Consider the following 14,776-nt stretch of genomic DNA (forward strand, 5'->3'; position numbering starts at 1 on the left):
CGGGTCCAGACCATGTTCACCCGGGTCGCGGCAATCCTGCGAATGATGGCGCGGCGCGGGGTCAGGATCGCGGATGTGGCTGGCCGACCCGACCGCCACCATCCTGTCGAACAGTGATGCTGTGCTGGCTGACAGCATCGGCGACGACCTGCGGACACAGACGCCGTCGGTCCTGCACAGACGGGCCATTGCCGCCTTCTGGTCGGCGATCTGCGGCGACTGGGTGGTGCTGGACAGGATCGAACGCCACGACCCGCCGCGGGCGCAGGCTGTCCCGGCGCGGGGTTCGGTCTCATCCTGTTGCAGGCGACGTCACGCAGCGGCGACCGCTGTAGCCGACAACAGATGCACACGGTCGTCAGCTGAGCAGCGCGCCCACCTGCCGCATCTGCGTGCGCAGCATGTCGGGAATATCTGATTCGGTCATGCTTTCGTCCCGGGCCCAGGTGCGGACGGCATGCGACAACGCATGGGTCGCCAGTTCGGCGATCAGCATCGCCTCGGCCTGGCGGTCGGGTCCAAGCCGGGCGTGCAGCAGGCCAGCTATGGTCAGCGCGATGTTGTCCATGGAGTTGCGGAACACCGCCATCAGCTCGGGTGTCGTGTCCCAGATCTGTTCGATCATGCACACCACCTGCCGGTCCATGTCCTTTTGCTTCAACATACAACCCAGCAATTGCGCCAGATCGTCGATCAGGGGCCCGTTGGATCTGACGATCCAGTCAGCGGCGCAGGTGTCCAGCTGCGGCGGCACGCCTACGACCGCCGCCTGCTTGTTGGCGTAATAGTTGAAGAAGGTGCGCGGACTGATCCCGGCCTCGGCGGCAATGGAATCGGTTGTGACGGCCGCATAGCCCAGACGGATGCTGAGCCGCAGGGCAGCAAGCTGTATCTCTTGGGCGGTCTGCTGGCGGCGACGGTCGCGCAGGTTGCTGGTCATTTTCGGGGCAGTCTCCTCGTGCAGTCAAAGCAAATATTGCATAGTCCGCAAAAACATGCAATCAGCACGCAACAATGACGCCCTGTCGGGTGCCAAGCCAGGACAAAGATGATGCCCAAACACAACCTTGCGACCGGTGCCGCCATGATCGCCGCGATTCTGACTGCCCCTGCGGCCTGGGCGCAGGCACCGGGCGGCATGCCACCAAAGCAGGTCGGCGTCATGCAGATCGCCGTTCAGGACGTTCCGCGAATCGTCACATTGCCCGGGCGCGCGGTGGCGGTGTCTGAAACCGAAATCCGCCCCCGCGTCGGCGGCATCGTGACCGAGATCCTGTACGAACCCGGCAAGCGCATCGAGGCCGGCACGCCGATGTACCGTATCGAGGACACGACCTATCAGGCGAACCTGGCCAGCGCCCAGGCGCAGGTATCGTCGGCGCGCGCATTGGTCACGCAGGCCCAGTCGTCCTTCGACCGGACCCGCCAGCTGCTGGGATCGGGCACAACCCAGGCCCAGGTAGAACAGGCACAGGCCACGCTGGACCAGGCGACTGCATCGGTCCAGTCGGCCGAGGCGGACCTGACCCTGGCCCAGGCCCAGCTGGACTGGACCACGGTCACCAGCCCGCTGTCGGGCATTGCCAGCGTATCGGCCGCATCGGTCGGCGATCTGGTGACAGAAGGTCAGGCCGAGGCGATGGCCACGGTCACCCAACTGGACCCGATAGAGGTCGATATGTACGAACCATCCAGCCGCTTTCTCAGCGTGCTGGACGACATCAACGACGGCAACCTGCGTCTGAACGACGAACTGGCCGCGACGCTGACGCTGGAGAATGGCCGCGAATATCAGGCGGTCGGCCAGCTGGTTGCGCCCGGCGTGACCGTCTCCACCTCGACCGGGTCCATCGACACGCGGTTCCGGTTCGACAACCCCGACAACCTGCTGTTGCCGGGCATGTTCCTGCGCGGGCGGGTCGATCTGGGTGTGACCTCGGCCATTCTGGTGTCGCAGTCCTCGGCCTCGCGCGACAAGGTTGGCACATTGTCGGCCTGGGTCGTCGAGCACGGCAAAGTCAGCCAGCGCCAGCTGACTGAGGATGGCAGCTATCAGCAACAGTGGATCATCACCGATGGGCTGGAAGATGGCGATACGCTGGTCGTCGACGGCCTGACCGGCCTGGCCGAGGGTATGGAGGTCGTCACTGTCCCCGTGACCATCGACCAGACCGGCGTGGTGCGCGAACAGGTCCCCGCCGCCGACACAACCGCTGACGGCACGCCCGCAGACGATGCCCCCGCCGAGGCCGCCCCCGCCGATGCAGCCCCCGCGGAGGCAGACGCTGCCCCCGCCGCCGCGACGGAGTAAGCGCGCATGGCACGTTTTTTCATCCACCGGCCGGTCTTTGCATGGGTGATCGCGCTGATCACCATGCTGGTCGGCGCGCTTGGCCTGAATACCCTGGCCATCGAGCAGTATCCCCAGATCGCGCCCACGACCGTTCAGGTCCGGGCCGTCTATAACGGCGCCTCGGCCGAGATCGTCGAATCGTCGGTCACCACGGTGATCGAGGATGCGATGACCGGCATCGACGGCCTGACCTATATGACGTCGAACTCGACGCCGGGCTCGGCGTCGGTGGCGCTGACCTTTGACGACACGGTCGACCCGGAAATCGCGCAGGTGCAGGTGCAGAACAAGCTGCAGCTGGTCACCTCGCAGCTGCCCGACGTGGTGCAGCAGCAGGGCGTACAGGTCGAACGTTCGTCCAGCTCGATCCTGCTGGTGGCGGCGCTGACGGCGCAAGACGGTGCCTATACCACGGTGCAGCTGGGCGACCTGATCGCCCAGTTCATCGAGGACCCGGTCAAGCGCACGCCCGGCGTGGGCTCGATCAACACCTTTGGTTCGGGCTATGCGATGCGGGTCTGGATGGACCCGATGAAGATGGTCCAGTACAGCGTCACCCCCGCCGACATAACCGCCGCCGTGGCCGCCCAGAACACCAACGTCACCGTCGGCGACCTGGGCGCGCAACCCGCGGCCGAGGGCCAGCGGCTGACCGTGTCGGTGACGGCCCAGTCCCAGCTGTCCACCGTCGAGGAATTCGAGAGCATCCTGTTGCGCGTCGACCCGGACGGATCGACCGTCTTTCTGGGCGATGTCGCCCGGATCGAGATCGGGCAGGAGAGCTATGGCGGCAATTCGCGTTATAACGGCAACCCGGCCGCCGCGGTCGCGGTGAACCTGGCCACCGGCGCGAACGCCGTGACGACGGCCGAGGCCGTCCGAGAGACCATCGACAGCCTGGCGGGCGTCCTGCCCGCGGGGGTGGACATCACCTATCCCTATGACACCTCGCCCTTCGTCGAGGAATCGATCAGTCAGGTCTATCACACCCTGGGCGAGGCCGTGGTGCTGGTGTTCCTGGTGATCCTGGTCTTTCTGCAAAGCTGGCGGGCGACGATCATTCCCGTCGTGGCGATCCCGGTCGTGCTGTTGGGCACATTCGCGGTGCTGGCGGTCGCGGGCTTTTCCATCAACACGCTGACGATGTTTGCGATGGTGCTGGCCATCGGCCTGTTGGTCGATGACGCCATCGTGGTCGTGGAAAACGTCGAACGCGTAATGGAGGAAGAGGGGCTTGGCCCCGTCGAGGCGACCGAGAAGAGCATGGACGAGATCACGTCCGCGCTGGTCGGCATCGTGCTGGTCCTGTCGGCGGTGTTTCTGCCGATGGCGTTCCAGACCGGCGCCACGGGGGTCATCTATCGTCAGTTCTCGATCACGATCATCACCGCGATGATCCTGTCCCTGGGCGTGGCCGTGATCCTGACCCCCGCCATGTGCGCCAGCCTGCTCAAGGCGCGCAAGCATGGCGAGGGGGGCATCGCCCCCGCCCGCTGGTTCAACCGCAATCTGGACCGCACGACCAACGGCTATGTCGGCGTCGTCACCCGTCTGGTGAAACGCCCGCTGCGGATGCTGCTGGTGCTGGTCGCCATCGGCTTTGGCGTGGTGACGCTGTTCGACCGCCTGCCCGGATCGTTTCTGCCCGACGAGGATCAGGGCGTCGCCCTGGCCATCATTCAGGGCCCGGACGGATCGACCACCCAGCAGACGCAGGCCCTGGTCGAAAAGGTCGAACAGTACCTGCTGACGCAGGAAACCGACACGGTGGAATCAGTTTTCGCGGCGCTTGGCTTCAGCTTTGGCGGGACCGGGCAAAGCAACGCGCTGGTCTTCATCAAGCTGCGCGATTACGAAGACCGCGACGGGTTCGACATCGGGTCGCTGGTCGGTCGGGCGAACGGATTCTTTTTCGGGACCAACCGCCAGGGGCAGATCTTTGCCCTGCAGCCGCCCGCGATCCAGGGTCTGGGCACGTCGTCGGGCTTTACCATGTACATGGTCGATCAGTCGGGCCGGGGTCAGGACGCGCTGGCCGCCGCCGCCAACCAGCTTGTCGCCGATGCGCAGGCGGGCGGTCAGGTCACCAACCTGCGCGGCAACGAGACCGCCGCCACCCAGACCGCCCTGCGGCTGGACATCGACCAGCAAAAGGCCGCGGCCTTTGGCCTCGAGATCGGCGATGTGAACGCCATGCTGTCGGTGATCTTTGCCGGGCGTGACGTGAACGACTTTGCGCTTGGAAACGACCTGCGGCCCGTCCTGGTTCAGGGCGAGGCCGACAGCCGCAGCCAGCCTCAGGACATCGACCGCTGGTACGCTCGCAACAGCGAGGGAGAGATGGTGTCCTTTGGCGCCTTTGCCGATCAAAGCTGGCAGCAGGAACCGCAACAGCTGGCCCGTTTCGGCGGGACGCGAGCGCTGGAAATCAGCGGGGCGGCCGTTGCCGGCCTGTCGTCCGGAGAGGCGATGGACGTGATGGAACAGATGGTCGCCGACATGGACGGCGGTTACGGCACCGCATGGACCGGCCTGTCGTTCCAGGAACGCCTGTCGGGCAACCAGGCGCCGTTGCTGTTCGGGCTGTCCGCGCTGGTGGTGTTCCTGTCACTGGCGGCGCTGTACGAAAGCTGGTCGGTGCCGCTGGCGGTCATGCTGACCGTTCCGGTGGGCATCCTGGGTGCATTGGCCGCGGCGCTGTACTTTGGACAGTCGAACGACGTGTACTTCAAGGTGGGCCTGCTGACGACCATCGGGCTTGCTGCCCGAAACGCCATCCTGATCGTCGAATTCGCCGAAGCGCAGGTCAAGGAGGGCAAGACCGTGATCGAGGCCGCCCTGATCGCGTCGCGTCAGCGTCTGCGCCCGATCCTGATGACCACATTCGCGTTCATGCTGGGCGTGCTGCCGCTGGCCATCGCGTCCGGGGCGGGTGCGGGTGCGCAGAACTCGATCGGCATCGGGGTTCTGGGCGGCATGGCGTCCTCTGCCGTCATCGGGATCTTTCTGGTGCCGGTGTTCTATGTGGCCGTGCTGAAAATCCGGTCGCTGGTGTCGCGCAAAAAGGAAAAGACCTCGTGACGTTTCCCCGTATGACCCGCGCGACCCTGTCGCTGACCGCCCTTCTGATGATTTCGGCCTGTGCGGCGGTGGGGCCCGATCCCACCGACCTGCCCGACACAAGCGTGCAGGGCGTCTTTGCCGAAGGCGGCAGCGACCCCGTGGGACAGGTCGGCACCACGGCCTTTTGGTCGGGCTATCAGGACCGGACCCTGTCGCGGTTGATCGCGGGCGGGCTGGACACCAGCCTGGACATCATCACCGCCAATGAACGCATCCGTGCGGCGGCGGCTGATCTGCAGGCGAGCCAGCCGCTGTCGGCCCAGATCAGCGGCGACTCCGCATCGGCCAGCCGCGTGCGGTCGGGCGGCGACGGTCTGGCGACCGGCTATACCAGCAGCGCCGATCTGTCGGCTGGTTTCGTGTTCGACCTGTTCGGGGGCGCCCGCCGTGCCCGCGAAGGGGCGGCCGCCGGCGTCGCATCGGCCGAGGCACAGGCCCAGGTCACCCGTCTGGCGTGGCTGGCCGAGGTGATCAGCGCCTATTCCGACGCGCGTTATAACCAGCAGGCGCTGGCCCTGACCCGCGACACGATCGAGGCGCGCCAGGCCACCCTGTCCGTCACCCGCGACACCCAGGCCCTGGGCCTTGCCACCGATTTCGACATCGCCCAGACCGAGGCGCTGCTGCAGACGGCCCAAGCCGACCTGCCCGCATTTGAGGCACAGTTCAACGCACAGGTCTATCGCCTGTCGACGCTGCTGAACCAACAGGCGAACCCGCTGATGGCGCAGATGCAGGGCGGATCGGGCGCGCTGCGCATCCCGCCCGGCCCCGGCACCGGGGTTCCCGCCGAATTGCTGCGCAACCGTCCTGACGTGCGCGCGGCCCAGCAGGATCTGGTGCAGGCGCTGGCGGCGGTGGGGGTTGCCACGGCGGACATGCTGCCCTCGCTGTCGCTGACCGGCACGGTCAGTGACACGGGCGGAACGACGGCATGGGGCTTTGGCCCGCGCATCAGCCTGCCGGTCGCCAATCAGGGCATTCTGGGCGCCACCCGCACCCGCCGTGTCTCGGAGGCGCGCCAGGCCGATCTGGCATGGCGCAGCCAAGTCGCAGCCTCGGTCGAGGATGTGCAGACCAGCCAGTCGAACCTGCGCCGCCTGCGCCAGCGCGTCGATGCGCTGGACCGCGCGGCGGCCAGTTATGACCGCGCCTATGCGCTGGCCCGCACCAATTTCGAGGCGGGCGCATTGCCGCTGGTCGACCTGCTGGACGCCGACCGCCAGCGCGCGGCGGCACGCCTGCAGGCCGCATCGGCGCGCAACGACGCGGCTAAGGAATGGGCGGCCCTGCAGATCGCGACCGGTGCCGGTGCCGCCGTAGCGCGGATCGCCGACTAGTCCCGTGGCGGCAGCAGATCGCTGCCGCCGCTTTCGTCCTTGAGCACGACGCCCGTCGCGCCGATGCGACGCCCCTGCGTCACCAGCCAAGCCAGCCGTTCCGCGGCGGCCTGATGGGACAGGCCGCCATTCGGATGAATGTTCGACACGCAGTTGCGCGCATTGTCGCGCAGTCCGATCCGGGGCGCATGGGTCAGATAGGCGCCAAGGCTGTCGGCCACGGACAGGCCGGGCCGTTCACCGATCAGCATCAGCACCATCCCCGCCCCCGTCACAGCCCCGATCGCATCGCCCAATGCAACCCTTGCACCCTGAGCCAGGATGACAGGGCGCGTCGCCAGGTCCGGCAGGCACGCGACCAGCGCCCGCACCACGCCCGCCGCCTGCGCCATGACCGCAGGGGCGGACAGCCCGTCACCGATCACCAGTTGCAGCGGCGCGTCCAGCCGCGGCAGATCATGCGGTGCCAGCTGTCGCCCCATGTCGGGGCGGCGCAGATAGGTGGCGCGGTCGGTGGCCATGCTGTCCACCCGCAGCACCGGCAGCGGGGCAAGATCCTGCGCCAGCGCGTCCCAGTCCACCTGCCCGTGGATCGCATCACGCGCCGCCGCGTGGTCCTGTTGAAAGCGCAGCAGGTCCGACAGGTCGGTCGGCCCCGCCCCCGCCTGCAACCTGACCCGGGCGGGCGTCAGCGCGGACAGGCGACGCAGGTCCGGCACGCTCATGCGGGCAGCCCCAGACGGCGGGCAATCGCACCCGTATCCGGCAAAGCCCCATCCGACAGGCCAACCGCCTGCAACCAGGCCGAAAACTCGGGTGCGGGGGTCAGGCCGGTGGTCTCTCGCAGATAGGCGATGTCCTCGAACGCAAGGCTTTGATAGCCCAGCATGACGTCGTCGGCGCCGGGCACGGCGATCACGAAATTGACGCCCGCCTGCGCCAGCAGGGTGGACAGCGTGTCCATGTCGTCCTGATCAGCCTCGACATGGTTGGTGTAACAGACATCGACCCCCATCGGCAGGCCCAGTAGCTTGCCGCAGAAATGATCCTCCAACCCCGCGCGGATGATCTGCTTGCCGTCGTACAGGTATTCCGGCCCGATAAAGCCCACGACCGTGTTGACCAGCAGCGGCGTATAGGCGCGGGCGACGCCCTGGGCGCGGGCCTCCATCGTCTGCTGATCGACGCCGTGATGGGCATCCGCCGACAGGGCCGACCCCTGCCCCGTCTCGAAATACATCACGTTCCGGCCAACGGTGCCACGTTCCGCGGCAAGCCCCGCCTGATGCGCCTCGGCCAGCATGGACAGGGTGATGCCGAACCCCTCGTTCGCGGCCTGACTGCCCGCGACCGACTGAAAGATCAGATCCACCGGCGCGCCCCGCTCCAGCAGGGTCAGGGCGTTGGTCACATGGGTCAGCACGCAGGTCTGGGTCGGGATGTCCAGCGCCTGACGCATGTCATCCAGGGCGGTCAGCAGGGCGTGACAGTTGGCCAGGTTGTCCGATGCCGGATTGATCCCGATCACCGCGTCGCCCGCCCCCTGCAACAGCCCGTCCAGCACCGCGACCGCAATGCCACGCGGATCGTCGGCCGGATGGTTGGGCTGCAACCGCGAGGCCAGCACACCCGCTCCGCCGATGGTGTTGCGGAACGCCGTGATGACCCGCACCTTGCGCGCCACGCGGAGCAGGTCCTGATTGCGCATCAGCTTGCTGACCGCGGCCACCATTTCGGGGGTCAGACCGGGTGATACACTGGCCAGCGCCGCGCCGTCGGTGGCGGGCGACAACAGCCAGTCGCGCAGATCGCCCACGGTCATCGATGCGATCGGCGCGAATGCCTCCGGGTCATGGCTGTCGATGATCAGCCGGGTAACCTCATCCTCTTCATAGGGGACGAGAACATCCGTCAGAAAGATCCTCAGGGGCAGATCCATCAGCACCCGCCGTGCCGCAACCCGTTCCAGCGCGCTGCCCGCCGCGATGCCGGCCAGCTGATCGCCTGCCCGTTCGGGCGAGGCTGCGGCCATCACCGCAGCCAGACTGTCGAATCGAAAGACGTGATCCCGCGCTGTGGCGGCATAATGGGCCATGGCCATCCCCGGTTGTCCGGAAACAGAATGACCCGAACCGCATCGGGGTCAAGGCATCGATGAAATAATAGGGGGGTTGGTGCGGCCGAGAAGACTCGAACTTCCACTCCGGTTAAGGAACAGCGACCTCAACGCTGCGCGTCTACCAATTCCGCCACGGCCGCATCCGGGCAGTGCGCGCCTGATAACCGAGGCCGATTGCAAAGAAAAGCGGTTTCTGCGGTTACCAACGGATGTTGACGAGGACCGGTGGACAGGCCACATCGCAGGGATGGTTGAATGGATCATCAGCAGCGGCCTGACCGCGCATGCCGACGCCGTGGCCCTGATGGAGGACCGCGTCGCCCAGATCCATGCGGGCCAGGCCCCCGAGGCCGTGTGGCTGGTCGAACACCCGCCCCTGTACACCGCCGGCACCAGCGCGCGGCCCCAGGACCTATTGGACGCGCGCTTTCCGGTGCATCAGACGGGGCGCGGCGGGCAATACACCTATCACGGGCCGGGCCAGCGCGTGGCTTATGTCATGCTGGACCTGAACCGGCGCGGTCGCGACGTGCGCGCCTTCGTGGGCCAGCTGGAGGGATGGGTGATCGACGCGCTGGCCAGCTTTGGCGTGTCGGGCCAGATCCGCGAGGGTCGCGTGGGCGTCTGGGTTCCGCGCCCGGACAAGCACCCCCTGCCCGACGGTCAGATGCGCGAGGACAAGATCGCTGCCATCGGCGTCAAGCTGCGCCGGTGGATCAGTTTCCACGGGATCTCGATCAACGTCGATCCGGACCTGTCGCATTACGGCGGAATCGTGCCCTGCGGAATCAGCGGGCATGGGGTGACGTCGCTGGTCGATCTGGGTCTGCCGGTGGGCATGGCCGATCTGGACGTGGCCCTGCGCCAGGGTTTCGTGCGCACATTCGGCTGACCCCCGATCATTTCTTGGAATGCGACCTTTCGGTGTCTGGATTTCTACGCTGCGTTGGTCCTACGGTATGACTCAGGAGACCACGGTCCTTTCAGGACCTAGCGAGGAAATACGCATGAGATCAGCCATTGTCGGCGCCCTGCTGGGCGCGACCCTAGCCATCCCCGCCGTCGCCCAGGAAGCGGGCGACGCCGCCGCGGGTGAGGGCGAATTCCGCAAGTGCCGCGCCTGCCACATGATTCAGGACGCCAGCGGCACCGACATCGTCAAGGGCGGGGCCACCGGTCCCAACCTGTGGAACATCGTCGGATCGCCCATCGCCCACACGGAAGGCTTCAACTATGGCGACGGACTTCTGGCCGCCAAGGAAGCCAACCCGGACATGGTCTGGACCGAGGAGGAGCTGGTCGCCTACGTGACCGACCCGTCGGCCTGGGTAAAGGAAAAATCAGGTGACGATTCGGCCCGCAGCAAGATGACCTTCAAGCTGAACCGCAATCAGGCGGACGTAGCGGCATATCTGGCCAGTGTTTCTCCGGATGCGCCCGCCGAATGACCTGACGCGGCACTGTGCCGCACCATCGCGCCCCGGCTGGTTTTCTGGAACCGGGCGGGGCGTTTGCCTGTCCGGCCACTGTGACGCATTGCCCGGTGCCCGCAGGTGGTCTAAAGAATGCGTGATATGACGGTCGACAGGCCGGATCGACGAAATCTTGAGGGAGTTCGGGTATGGCAGACGCAGCCGCACACGGCCACGACGACCATCATGACACACGCGGGTTCTTTACCCGCTGGTTCATGTCCACCAATCACAAAGACATTGGTATTCTTTATCTTTTCACCGCCGGTCTGGCGGGCCTGATCTCGGTCAGTTTCACCGTCTACATGCGGATGGAACTGCACGAGCCGGGCGTCCAGTACATGTGCCTGGAAGGCGCACGATTCTTTGCGAATGCCGCCGCGGAGTGTACCCCGAACGGTCACCTGTGGAACGTCATGATCACCTATCATGGTGTGCTGATGATGTTCTTTGTCGTGATTCCGGCACTTTTCGGTGGTTTCGGCAACTATTTCATGCCGCTGCAGATCGGCGCCCCGGACATGAGCTTTCCGCGCATGAACAACCTCAGCTATTGGTTGTACGTGTCGGGCCTGGCACTGGGCATCGCCTCGCTTCTGTCGCCGGGTGGCAACCAGCAGCTGGGTTCGGGCATCGGTTGGGTTCTGTACCCCCCGCTGTCGACGACCGAAGGCGGCTATTCGACCGACCTCGCCATCTTTGCGGTGCACGTCTCGGGCGCCTCGTCGATCGTCGGTGCGATCAACATCATCACCACTTTCCTGAACATGCGTGCCCCTGGCATGACGCTGTTCAAGGTGCCTCTGTTCGCCTGGTCGGTGTTCATCACCGCATGGCTGATCCTGCTGGCCCTGCCCGTTCTGGCGGGCGCCATCACCATGCTGCTGATGGACCGCAACTTCGGCACGAACTTCTTCAATCCGGCCGGCGGCGGCGACCCGGTGCTGTACCAGCACATCCTGTGGTTCTTTGGCCACCCGGAAGTGTACATCATCATTCTGCCCGGCTTTGGCATCATCAGCCACGTCATCGCGACCTTCTCGCGCAAGCCGATCTTCGGCTACCTGCCGATGGTTCTGGCCATGGCCGCGATCGGCATCCTGGGCTTTGTCGTGTGGGCGCACCACATGTACACCGTCGGCATGTCGCTGACCCAGCAGAGCTATTTCATGCTGGCCACCATGACCATCGCCGTGCCCACGGGCATCAAGGTGTTCTCGTGGATCGCGACGATGTGGGGCGGCTCGGTCGAGTTCAAGACACCCATGCTGTGGGCCTTCGGCTTCCTGTTCCTGTTCACCGTCGGTGGCGTTACCGGCGTGGTTCTGTCGCAGGCACCGTTGGACCGGGTCTATCATGACACCTACTATGTCGTGGCACACTTCCACTATGTGATGTCGCTTGGCGCGGTCTTTGCGATCTTTGCGGGCATCTATTACTGGGTCGGCAAGATGTCCGGTCGCCAGTACCCCGAATGGGCTGGCAAGCTGCACTTCTGGGCGATGTTCATCGGCGCGAACCTGACCTTCTTCCCGCAGCACTTCCTGGGACGTCAGGGCATGCCCCGTCGTTATATCGACTATCCGGTCGAATACGCCTTCTGGAACGCGATCAGCTCGTGGGGCGCCTATCTGTCCTTTGCGTCGTTCGTGTTCTTCATCGGCGTGATGGCCTATACCCTGCTGGCTGGAAAGCGCGTCAGCCAGAACAACTACTGGAACGAGTACGCCGACACGCTGGAATGGACCCTGCCCTCACCCCCGCCCGAGCACACGTTCGAGCAGCTGCCCAAGCGCGAGGACTGGGACCGCAGCCCGGCACACTAAGGCTTATCCGTCGATGCCATATCGTTGGACAAAAGCGGCCCCGGACACGTCCGGGGCCTTTTTGCAAACCGTCACCCTGTGGCCGCACCGATCACTGCCCAAACGGGGCTTTGTCTGGTTTATCGGCACGACAGCGGTGCTGCTGCTGCTGCCGATCCTGGCGGTGCTGGGCACTCAGGTACTGTGGGGATTGCTGCCGTTCATGGCGTTGTCCGTCGCCGGGGTCTGGATCGCATTGCGCCAGACCTATCGCACCGGCCAGACGCGCGAGGAACTGGTCATGGACCGGACGCGCCTGCAGATCCGCCGCAACGACCCGGGTCGTCCCGAACGGCTGTGGCAGACCAACAGCTATTGGGTACGGCCCGGCCTGCGCGATGGTCCGGTCGAGGCCTATCTGACCCTGTCGGACGGCCAGCGGGAAATCGAACTGGGCGCGTTTCTGACCCCCGACGAACGCCGCGAACTGTGCGACGACCTGATGCGGCGGCTTGCACGCATGCGTTAGTCGTCGTCGACGTGGTCGGGCAGATCGTCGTGGTCGGTCGCGGCAAAGTCTTCCAGCTCTGCCTCGGACATGCTGTGATACATGTCCTTGGATGCACCTTTCAGGTCGCCGACCCTGGTCTCGCCGCGCTTGGCGGACAGGGCGGCGCCGGCGGCACGTTGTTGGGCTTTCGATCGTGCGGGCATGGGGTCACCTCCTGCCCGCACAACGCATCACGGACGAAGCGGTTTCAGGCCAGCAGGCGCGCCTTGACCGCCGGCCCCACGGCGCCGAAATCCATCTGGCCGGCATGGCGTTCCTTGAGCGCGGCCATGACGCGGCCCATGTCGCGGATACCATCGGCCCCCAGATCGGCGATGGCGGCATCGATGGCGGCCGTTGCCTCGACGCTGGTCATCTGGCGCGGCAGGAACTCCTGGATCACGCCGATCTCGTCCTCCTCCTTGGCGGCCAGCTCCAGGCGACCGCCCTCTTCATAGGCCTTGGCTGATTCCTGACGCTGTTTGACCATGCGCGACATGATCAGGACCAGATCGCCTTCGGTCAGGGTGCCGTCGGTATCGCCACCGCGGGCCGCGATCTCGCGGTCCTTGACGGCGGCGGCGATCAGGCGCAGCGTCGACAACCGAGCGGTGTCGCGGGCCTTCATCGCCTCTTTGGTGGCGGCTTGCAGCTTGGCGCGCAGATCCATCTTCGTCTCCAACCCAAGGCGCGGGATGCGCCCGAAAGACCCGCATCTAGCCCTACCGGGCCAGTGTTTCAAGCATGGGCCCCGGTCCGCCGCGGGTTGACCTCGGGGCGTGCGCCCCCTATTCACCGCCTGATTTCATTCCAGAGGTGCCGACATGGCTGCTAAACCGACCGCCTGCCTGGCGCTTGCCGACGGGACCGTTTTCTATGGAACAGGATTTGGCGCCCCCGGCGAGGTCGTGGCCGAACTGGTCTTCAACACCGCGATGACCGGCTATCAGGAGATCATGACCGATCCGTCCTATGCCAGCCAGATCGTGACCTTTACCTTTCCCCATATCGGCAATACCGGCGTCACTGAAGAGGATGACGAGGCGCAGGATCCGGTCGCCAGCGGCATCGTCGTGCGGTGGGACCCGACAGAGCCGTCGAACTGGCGCAGCACGTCGGAACTGACCGACTGGATGGCGCGGCGCGGACGGATCGGCATCGGCGGGATCGACACACGTCGCCTGGCCCGCGCAATCCGCCAGCAGGGCGCACCCCACGTGGTTCTGGCGCATGACCCGGACGGCAATTTCAACATCGAGGCGATGATTGCCCGCGCCCGGGACTGGCAGGGACTGGTCGGTCTGGACCTCGCCCGCGGCGTCAGCTGCGCCCAAAGCTATCAGTGGGATCAGGGCGCGTGGCAGTGGGGTACGGGTTTCGGCACCGCACCGGGCGATAAGCCGTTCAAGGTCGTGGCACTGGATTACGGCGCGAAACGGAACATCCTGCGCTCGTTGGTGGCCTATGGCGCGGACGTCACCGTCCTGCCCGCGACGGCCACCGCCAAAGAGGTGATGGCCCACGCGCCCGAGGGCGTGTTCCTGTCGAACGGTCCCGGCGACCCGGCAGCGACCGGCGCCTATGCCGTGCCGATGATTCAGGACCTGCTGGAGCGCGACATGCCGATCTTTGGCATCTGCCTGGGCCATCAGATGCTGGCGCTGGCGCTTGGGGCCAAGACCGTCAAGATGAGCCATGGCCATCACGGCGCAAACCATCCCGTGCGCGACGTCGAGACCGGCAAGGTCGAGATCACGTCGATGAACCACGGGTTCGCGGTCGATTCGCAAAGCCTGCCCGTCGGCGTCATCGAAACCCATGTCAGTCTGTTCGACGGCAGCAACTGCGGCATCCGCATGCAGGACAAGCCAGTGTTTTCCGTTCAGCATCACCCCGAGGCATCGCCGGGCCCGCAGGACAGCCTGTACCTGTTCAAGCGGTTCACGGATTCGATGCGCGCCCGTCGCACCTGACCCGGGAATTGCCACGCCCGATCGGTTTTTACCGGTCGGGC

Annotated in this window: 14 protein-coding genes and 1 tRNA gene; 9 read left to right on the plus strand and 6 right to left on the minus strand. The window is 65.7% G+C overall.

The window, feature by feature from the left end; genetic code table 11:
- The first annotated feature begins 73 nt into the window (after positions 1 to 73).
- Positions 74 to 418 carry a hypothetical protein gene (locus tag ACJJVR_RS16925; protein ID WP_405406328.1) on the plus strand — a complete coding sequence of 115 codons (345 nt, stop codon included), beginning with the start codon at positions 74 to 76 and terminating at the stop codon, positions 416 to 418.
- On the opposite strand, the gene ACJJVR_RS16930 is transcribed toward ACJJVR_RS16925, so the two are convergent.
- Positions 359 to 940 carry a TetR/AcrR family transcriptional regulator gene (locus tag ACJJVR_RS16930; RefSeq protein ID WP_405406329.1) on the minus strand — a complete coding sequence of 194 codons (582 nt, stop codon included), beginning with the start codon at positions 938 to 940 and terminating at the stop codon, positions 359 to 361. The genes ACJJVR_RS16925 and ACJJVR_RS16930 overlap by 60 nt on opposite strands.
- Positions 941 to 1,048: 108 nt before the next feature.
- On the opposite strand from ACJJVR_RS16930, the gene ACJJVR_RS16935 reads away from it, so the two are divergent.
- The 3 genes from ACJJVR_RS16935 to ACJJVR_RS16945 are packed head-to-tail and all read left to right on the plus strand — an operon-like array spanning position 1,049 to position 6,816.
- Positions 1,049 to 2,311, plus strand: coding sequence for an efflux RND transporter periplasmic adaptor subunit (locus ACJJVR_RS16935; RefSeq protein ID WP_405406330.1), 1,263 nt, complete (start codon positions 1,049 to 1,051; stop codon positions 2,309 to 2,311).
- Positions 2,312 to 2,317: 6 nt separating this feature from the next.
- Positions 2,318 to 5,434, plus strand: coding sequence for an efflux RND transporter permease subunit (locus ACJJVR_RS16940; protein WP_405406332.1), 3,117 nt, complete (start codon positions 2,318 to 2,320; stop codon positions 5,432 to 5,434).
- Positions 5,431 to 6,816, plus strand: coding sequence for an efflux transporter outer membrane subunit (locus ACJJVR_RS16945; RefSeq protein ID WP_405406333.1), 1,386 nt, complete (start codon positions 5,431 to 5,433; stop codon positions 6,814 to 6,816). Before ACJJVR_RS16940 ends, ACJJVR_RS16945 begins: the two co-directional genes overlap by 4 nt.
- On the opposite strand, the gene eutC is transcribed toward ACJJVR_RS16945, so the two are convergent.
- The 3 genes from eutC to ACJJVR_RS16960 form a co-directional block, all read right to left on the minus strand.
- A complete protein-coding gene (eutC, locus tag ACJJVR_RS16950; protein WP_405406334.1) occupies positions 6,813 to 7,541 on the minus strand; it encodes an ethanolamine ammonia-lyase subunit EutC in 729 nt (242 codons plus the stop codon). The two genes, ACJJVR_RS16945 and eutC, sit on opposite strands and share 4 nt — an antisense overlap.
- Positions 7,538 to 8,911 carry an ethanolamine ammonia-lyase subunit EutB gene (locus ACJJVR_RS16955; protein ID WP_405406336.1) on the minus strand — a complete coding sequence of 458 codons (1,374 nt, stop codon included), beginning with the start codon at positions 8,909 to 8,911 and terminating at the stop codon, positions 7,538 to 7,540. The genes eutC and ACJJVR_RS16955 overlap by 4 nt, the downstream gene beginning before the upstream one ends.
- Positions 8,912 to 8,988: 77 nt before the next feature.
- Positions 8,989 to 9,075, minus strand: a tRNA-Leu gene (locus tag ACJJVR_RS16960).
- 107 nt (positions 9,076 to 9,182) lie between these two features.
- On the opposite strand from ACJJVR_RS16960, the gene lipB reads away from it, so the two are divergent.
- From lipB to ACJJVR_RS16980, 4 genes are all read left to right on the plus strand, one after another.
- Entirely contained in the window at positions 9,183 to 9,827 is a 645-nt protein-coding gene (lipB, locus tag ACJJVR_RS16965) for a lipoyl(octanoyl) transferase LipB (protein ID WP_405406338.1), read from the plus strand.
- Positions 9,828 to 9,942: 115 nt separating this feature from the next.
- On the plus strand, positions 9,943 to 10,383 hold the full coding sequence (locus ACJJVR_RS16970; RefSeq protein ID WP_405406340.1) for a c-type cytochrome: 441 nt from the start codon (positions 9,943 to 9,945) through the stop codon (positions 10,381 to 10,383).
- Between the two features lie 173 nt (positions 10,384 to 10,556).
- Positions 10,557 to 12,233 (plus strand): cytochrome c oxidase subunit 1, encoded by a 1,677-nt coding sequence (locus ACJJVR_RS16975; protein ID WP_405406342.1) that lies wholly within the window; start codon positions 10,557 to 10,559, stop codon positions 12,231 to 12,233.
- Positions 12,234 to 12,294: 61 nt separating this feature from the next.
- Positions 12,295 to 12,741 (plus strand): DUF2244 domain-containing protein, encoded by a 447-nt coding sequence (locus ACJJVR_RS16980; RefSeq protein ID WP_405406344.1) that lies wholly within the window; start codon positions 12,295 to 12,297, stop codon positions 12,739 to 12,741.
- Here the strand turns inward: ACJJVR_RS16980 and ACJJVR_RS16985 are convergent.
- The gene (locus ACJJVR_RS16985; RefSeq protein ID WP_405406345.1) at positions 12,738 to 12,926 is read right to left on the minus strand and encodes a DUF3008 family protein; all 189 of its coding nucleotides are present in this window, start codon (positions 12,924 to 12,926) and stop codon (positions 12,738 to 12,740) included. The two genes, ACJJVR_RS16980 and ACJJVR_RS16985, sit on opposite strands and share 4 nt — an antisense overlap.
- A gap of 44 nt (positions 12,927 to 12,970) precedes the next feature.
- Complete coding sequence (locus tag ACJJVR_RS16990) at positions 12,971 to 13,432, minus strand: GatB/YqeY domain-containing protein (RefSeq protein ID WP_405406347.1); 462 nt, start codon at positions 13,430 to 13,432, stop codon at positions 12,971 to 12,973.
- Between the two features lie 154 nt (positions 13,433 to 13,586).
- On the opposite strand from ACJJVR_RS16990, the gene carA reads away from it, so the two are divergent.
- Positions 13,587 to 14,735, plus strand: coding sequence for a glutamine-hydrolyzing carbamoyl-phosphate synthase small subunit (gene carA, locus ACJJVR_RS16995; protein WP_405406348.1), 1,149 nt, complete (start codon positions 13,587 to 13,589; stop codon positions 14,733 to 14,735).
- The last annotated feature ends 41 nt before the right edge of the window (positions 14,736 to 14,776 follow it).

The sequence above is a fragment of the Paracoccus sp. Ld10 genome, assembly GCF_045064235.1.
Classification (GTDB): Bacteria; Pseudomonadota; Alphaproteobacteria; order Rhodobacterales; family Rhodobacteraceae; genus Paracoccus.

Excerpts from the sequence above, each read along its gene's own strand:
- ACJJVR_RS16940 (WP_405406332.1), top strand. The coding sequence starts at position 2,318 with ATGGCACGTTTTTTCATCCACCGGCCGGTCTTTGCATGGGTGATCGCG.
- ACJJVR_RS16955 (WP_405406336.1), bottom strand. The coding sequence starts at position 8,911 with ATGGCCCATTATGCCGCCACAGCGCGGGATCACGTCTTTCGATTCGAC.
- ACJJVR_RS16990 (WP_405406347.1), bottom strand. The coding sequence starts at position 13,432 with ATGGATCTGCGCGCCAAGCTGCAAGCCGCCACCAAAGAGGCGATGAAG.
- ACJJVR_RS16985 (WP_405406345.1), bottom strand. The coding sequence starts at position 12,926 with ATGCCCGCACGATCGAAAGCCCAACAACGTGCCGCCGGCGCCGCCCTG.
- lipB (WP_405406338.1), top strand. The coding sequence starts at position 9,183 with ATGGTTGAATGGATCATCAGCAGCGGCCTGACCGCGCATGCCGACGCC.
- ACJJVR_RS16925 (WP_405406328.1), top strand. The coding sequence starts at position 74 with ATGTGGCTGGCCGACCCGACCGCCACCATCCTGTCGAACAGTGATGCT.
- carA (WP_405406348.1), top strand. The coding sequence starts at position 13,587 with ATGGCTGCTAAACCGACCGCCTGCCTGGCGCTTGCCGACGGGACCGTT.
- ACJJVR_RS16930 (WP_405406329.1), bottom strand. The coding sequence starts at position 940 with ATGACCAGCAACCTGCGCGACCGTCGCCGCCAGCAGACCGCCCAAGAG.
- ACJJVR_RS16975 (WP_405406342.1), top strand. The coding sequence starts at position 10,557 with ATGGCAGACGCAGCCGCACACGGCCACGACGACCATCATGACACACGC.
- eutC (WP_405406334.1), bottom strand. The coding sequence starts at position 7,541 with ATGAGCGTGCCGGACCTGCGTCGCCTGTCCGCGCTGACGCCCGCCCGG.
- ACJJVR_RS16970 (WP_405406340.1), top strand. The coding sequence starts at position 9,943 with ATGAGATCAGCCATTGTCGGCGCCCTGCTGGGCGCGACCCTAGCCATC.
- ACJJVR_RS16935 (WP_405406330.1), top strand. The coding sequence starts at position 1,049 with ATGATGCCCAAACACAACCTTGCGACCGGTGCCGCCATGATCGCCGCG.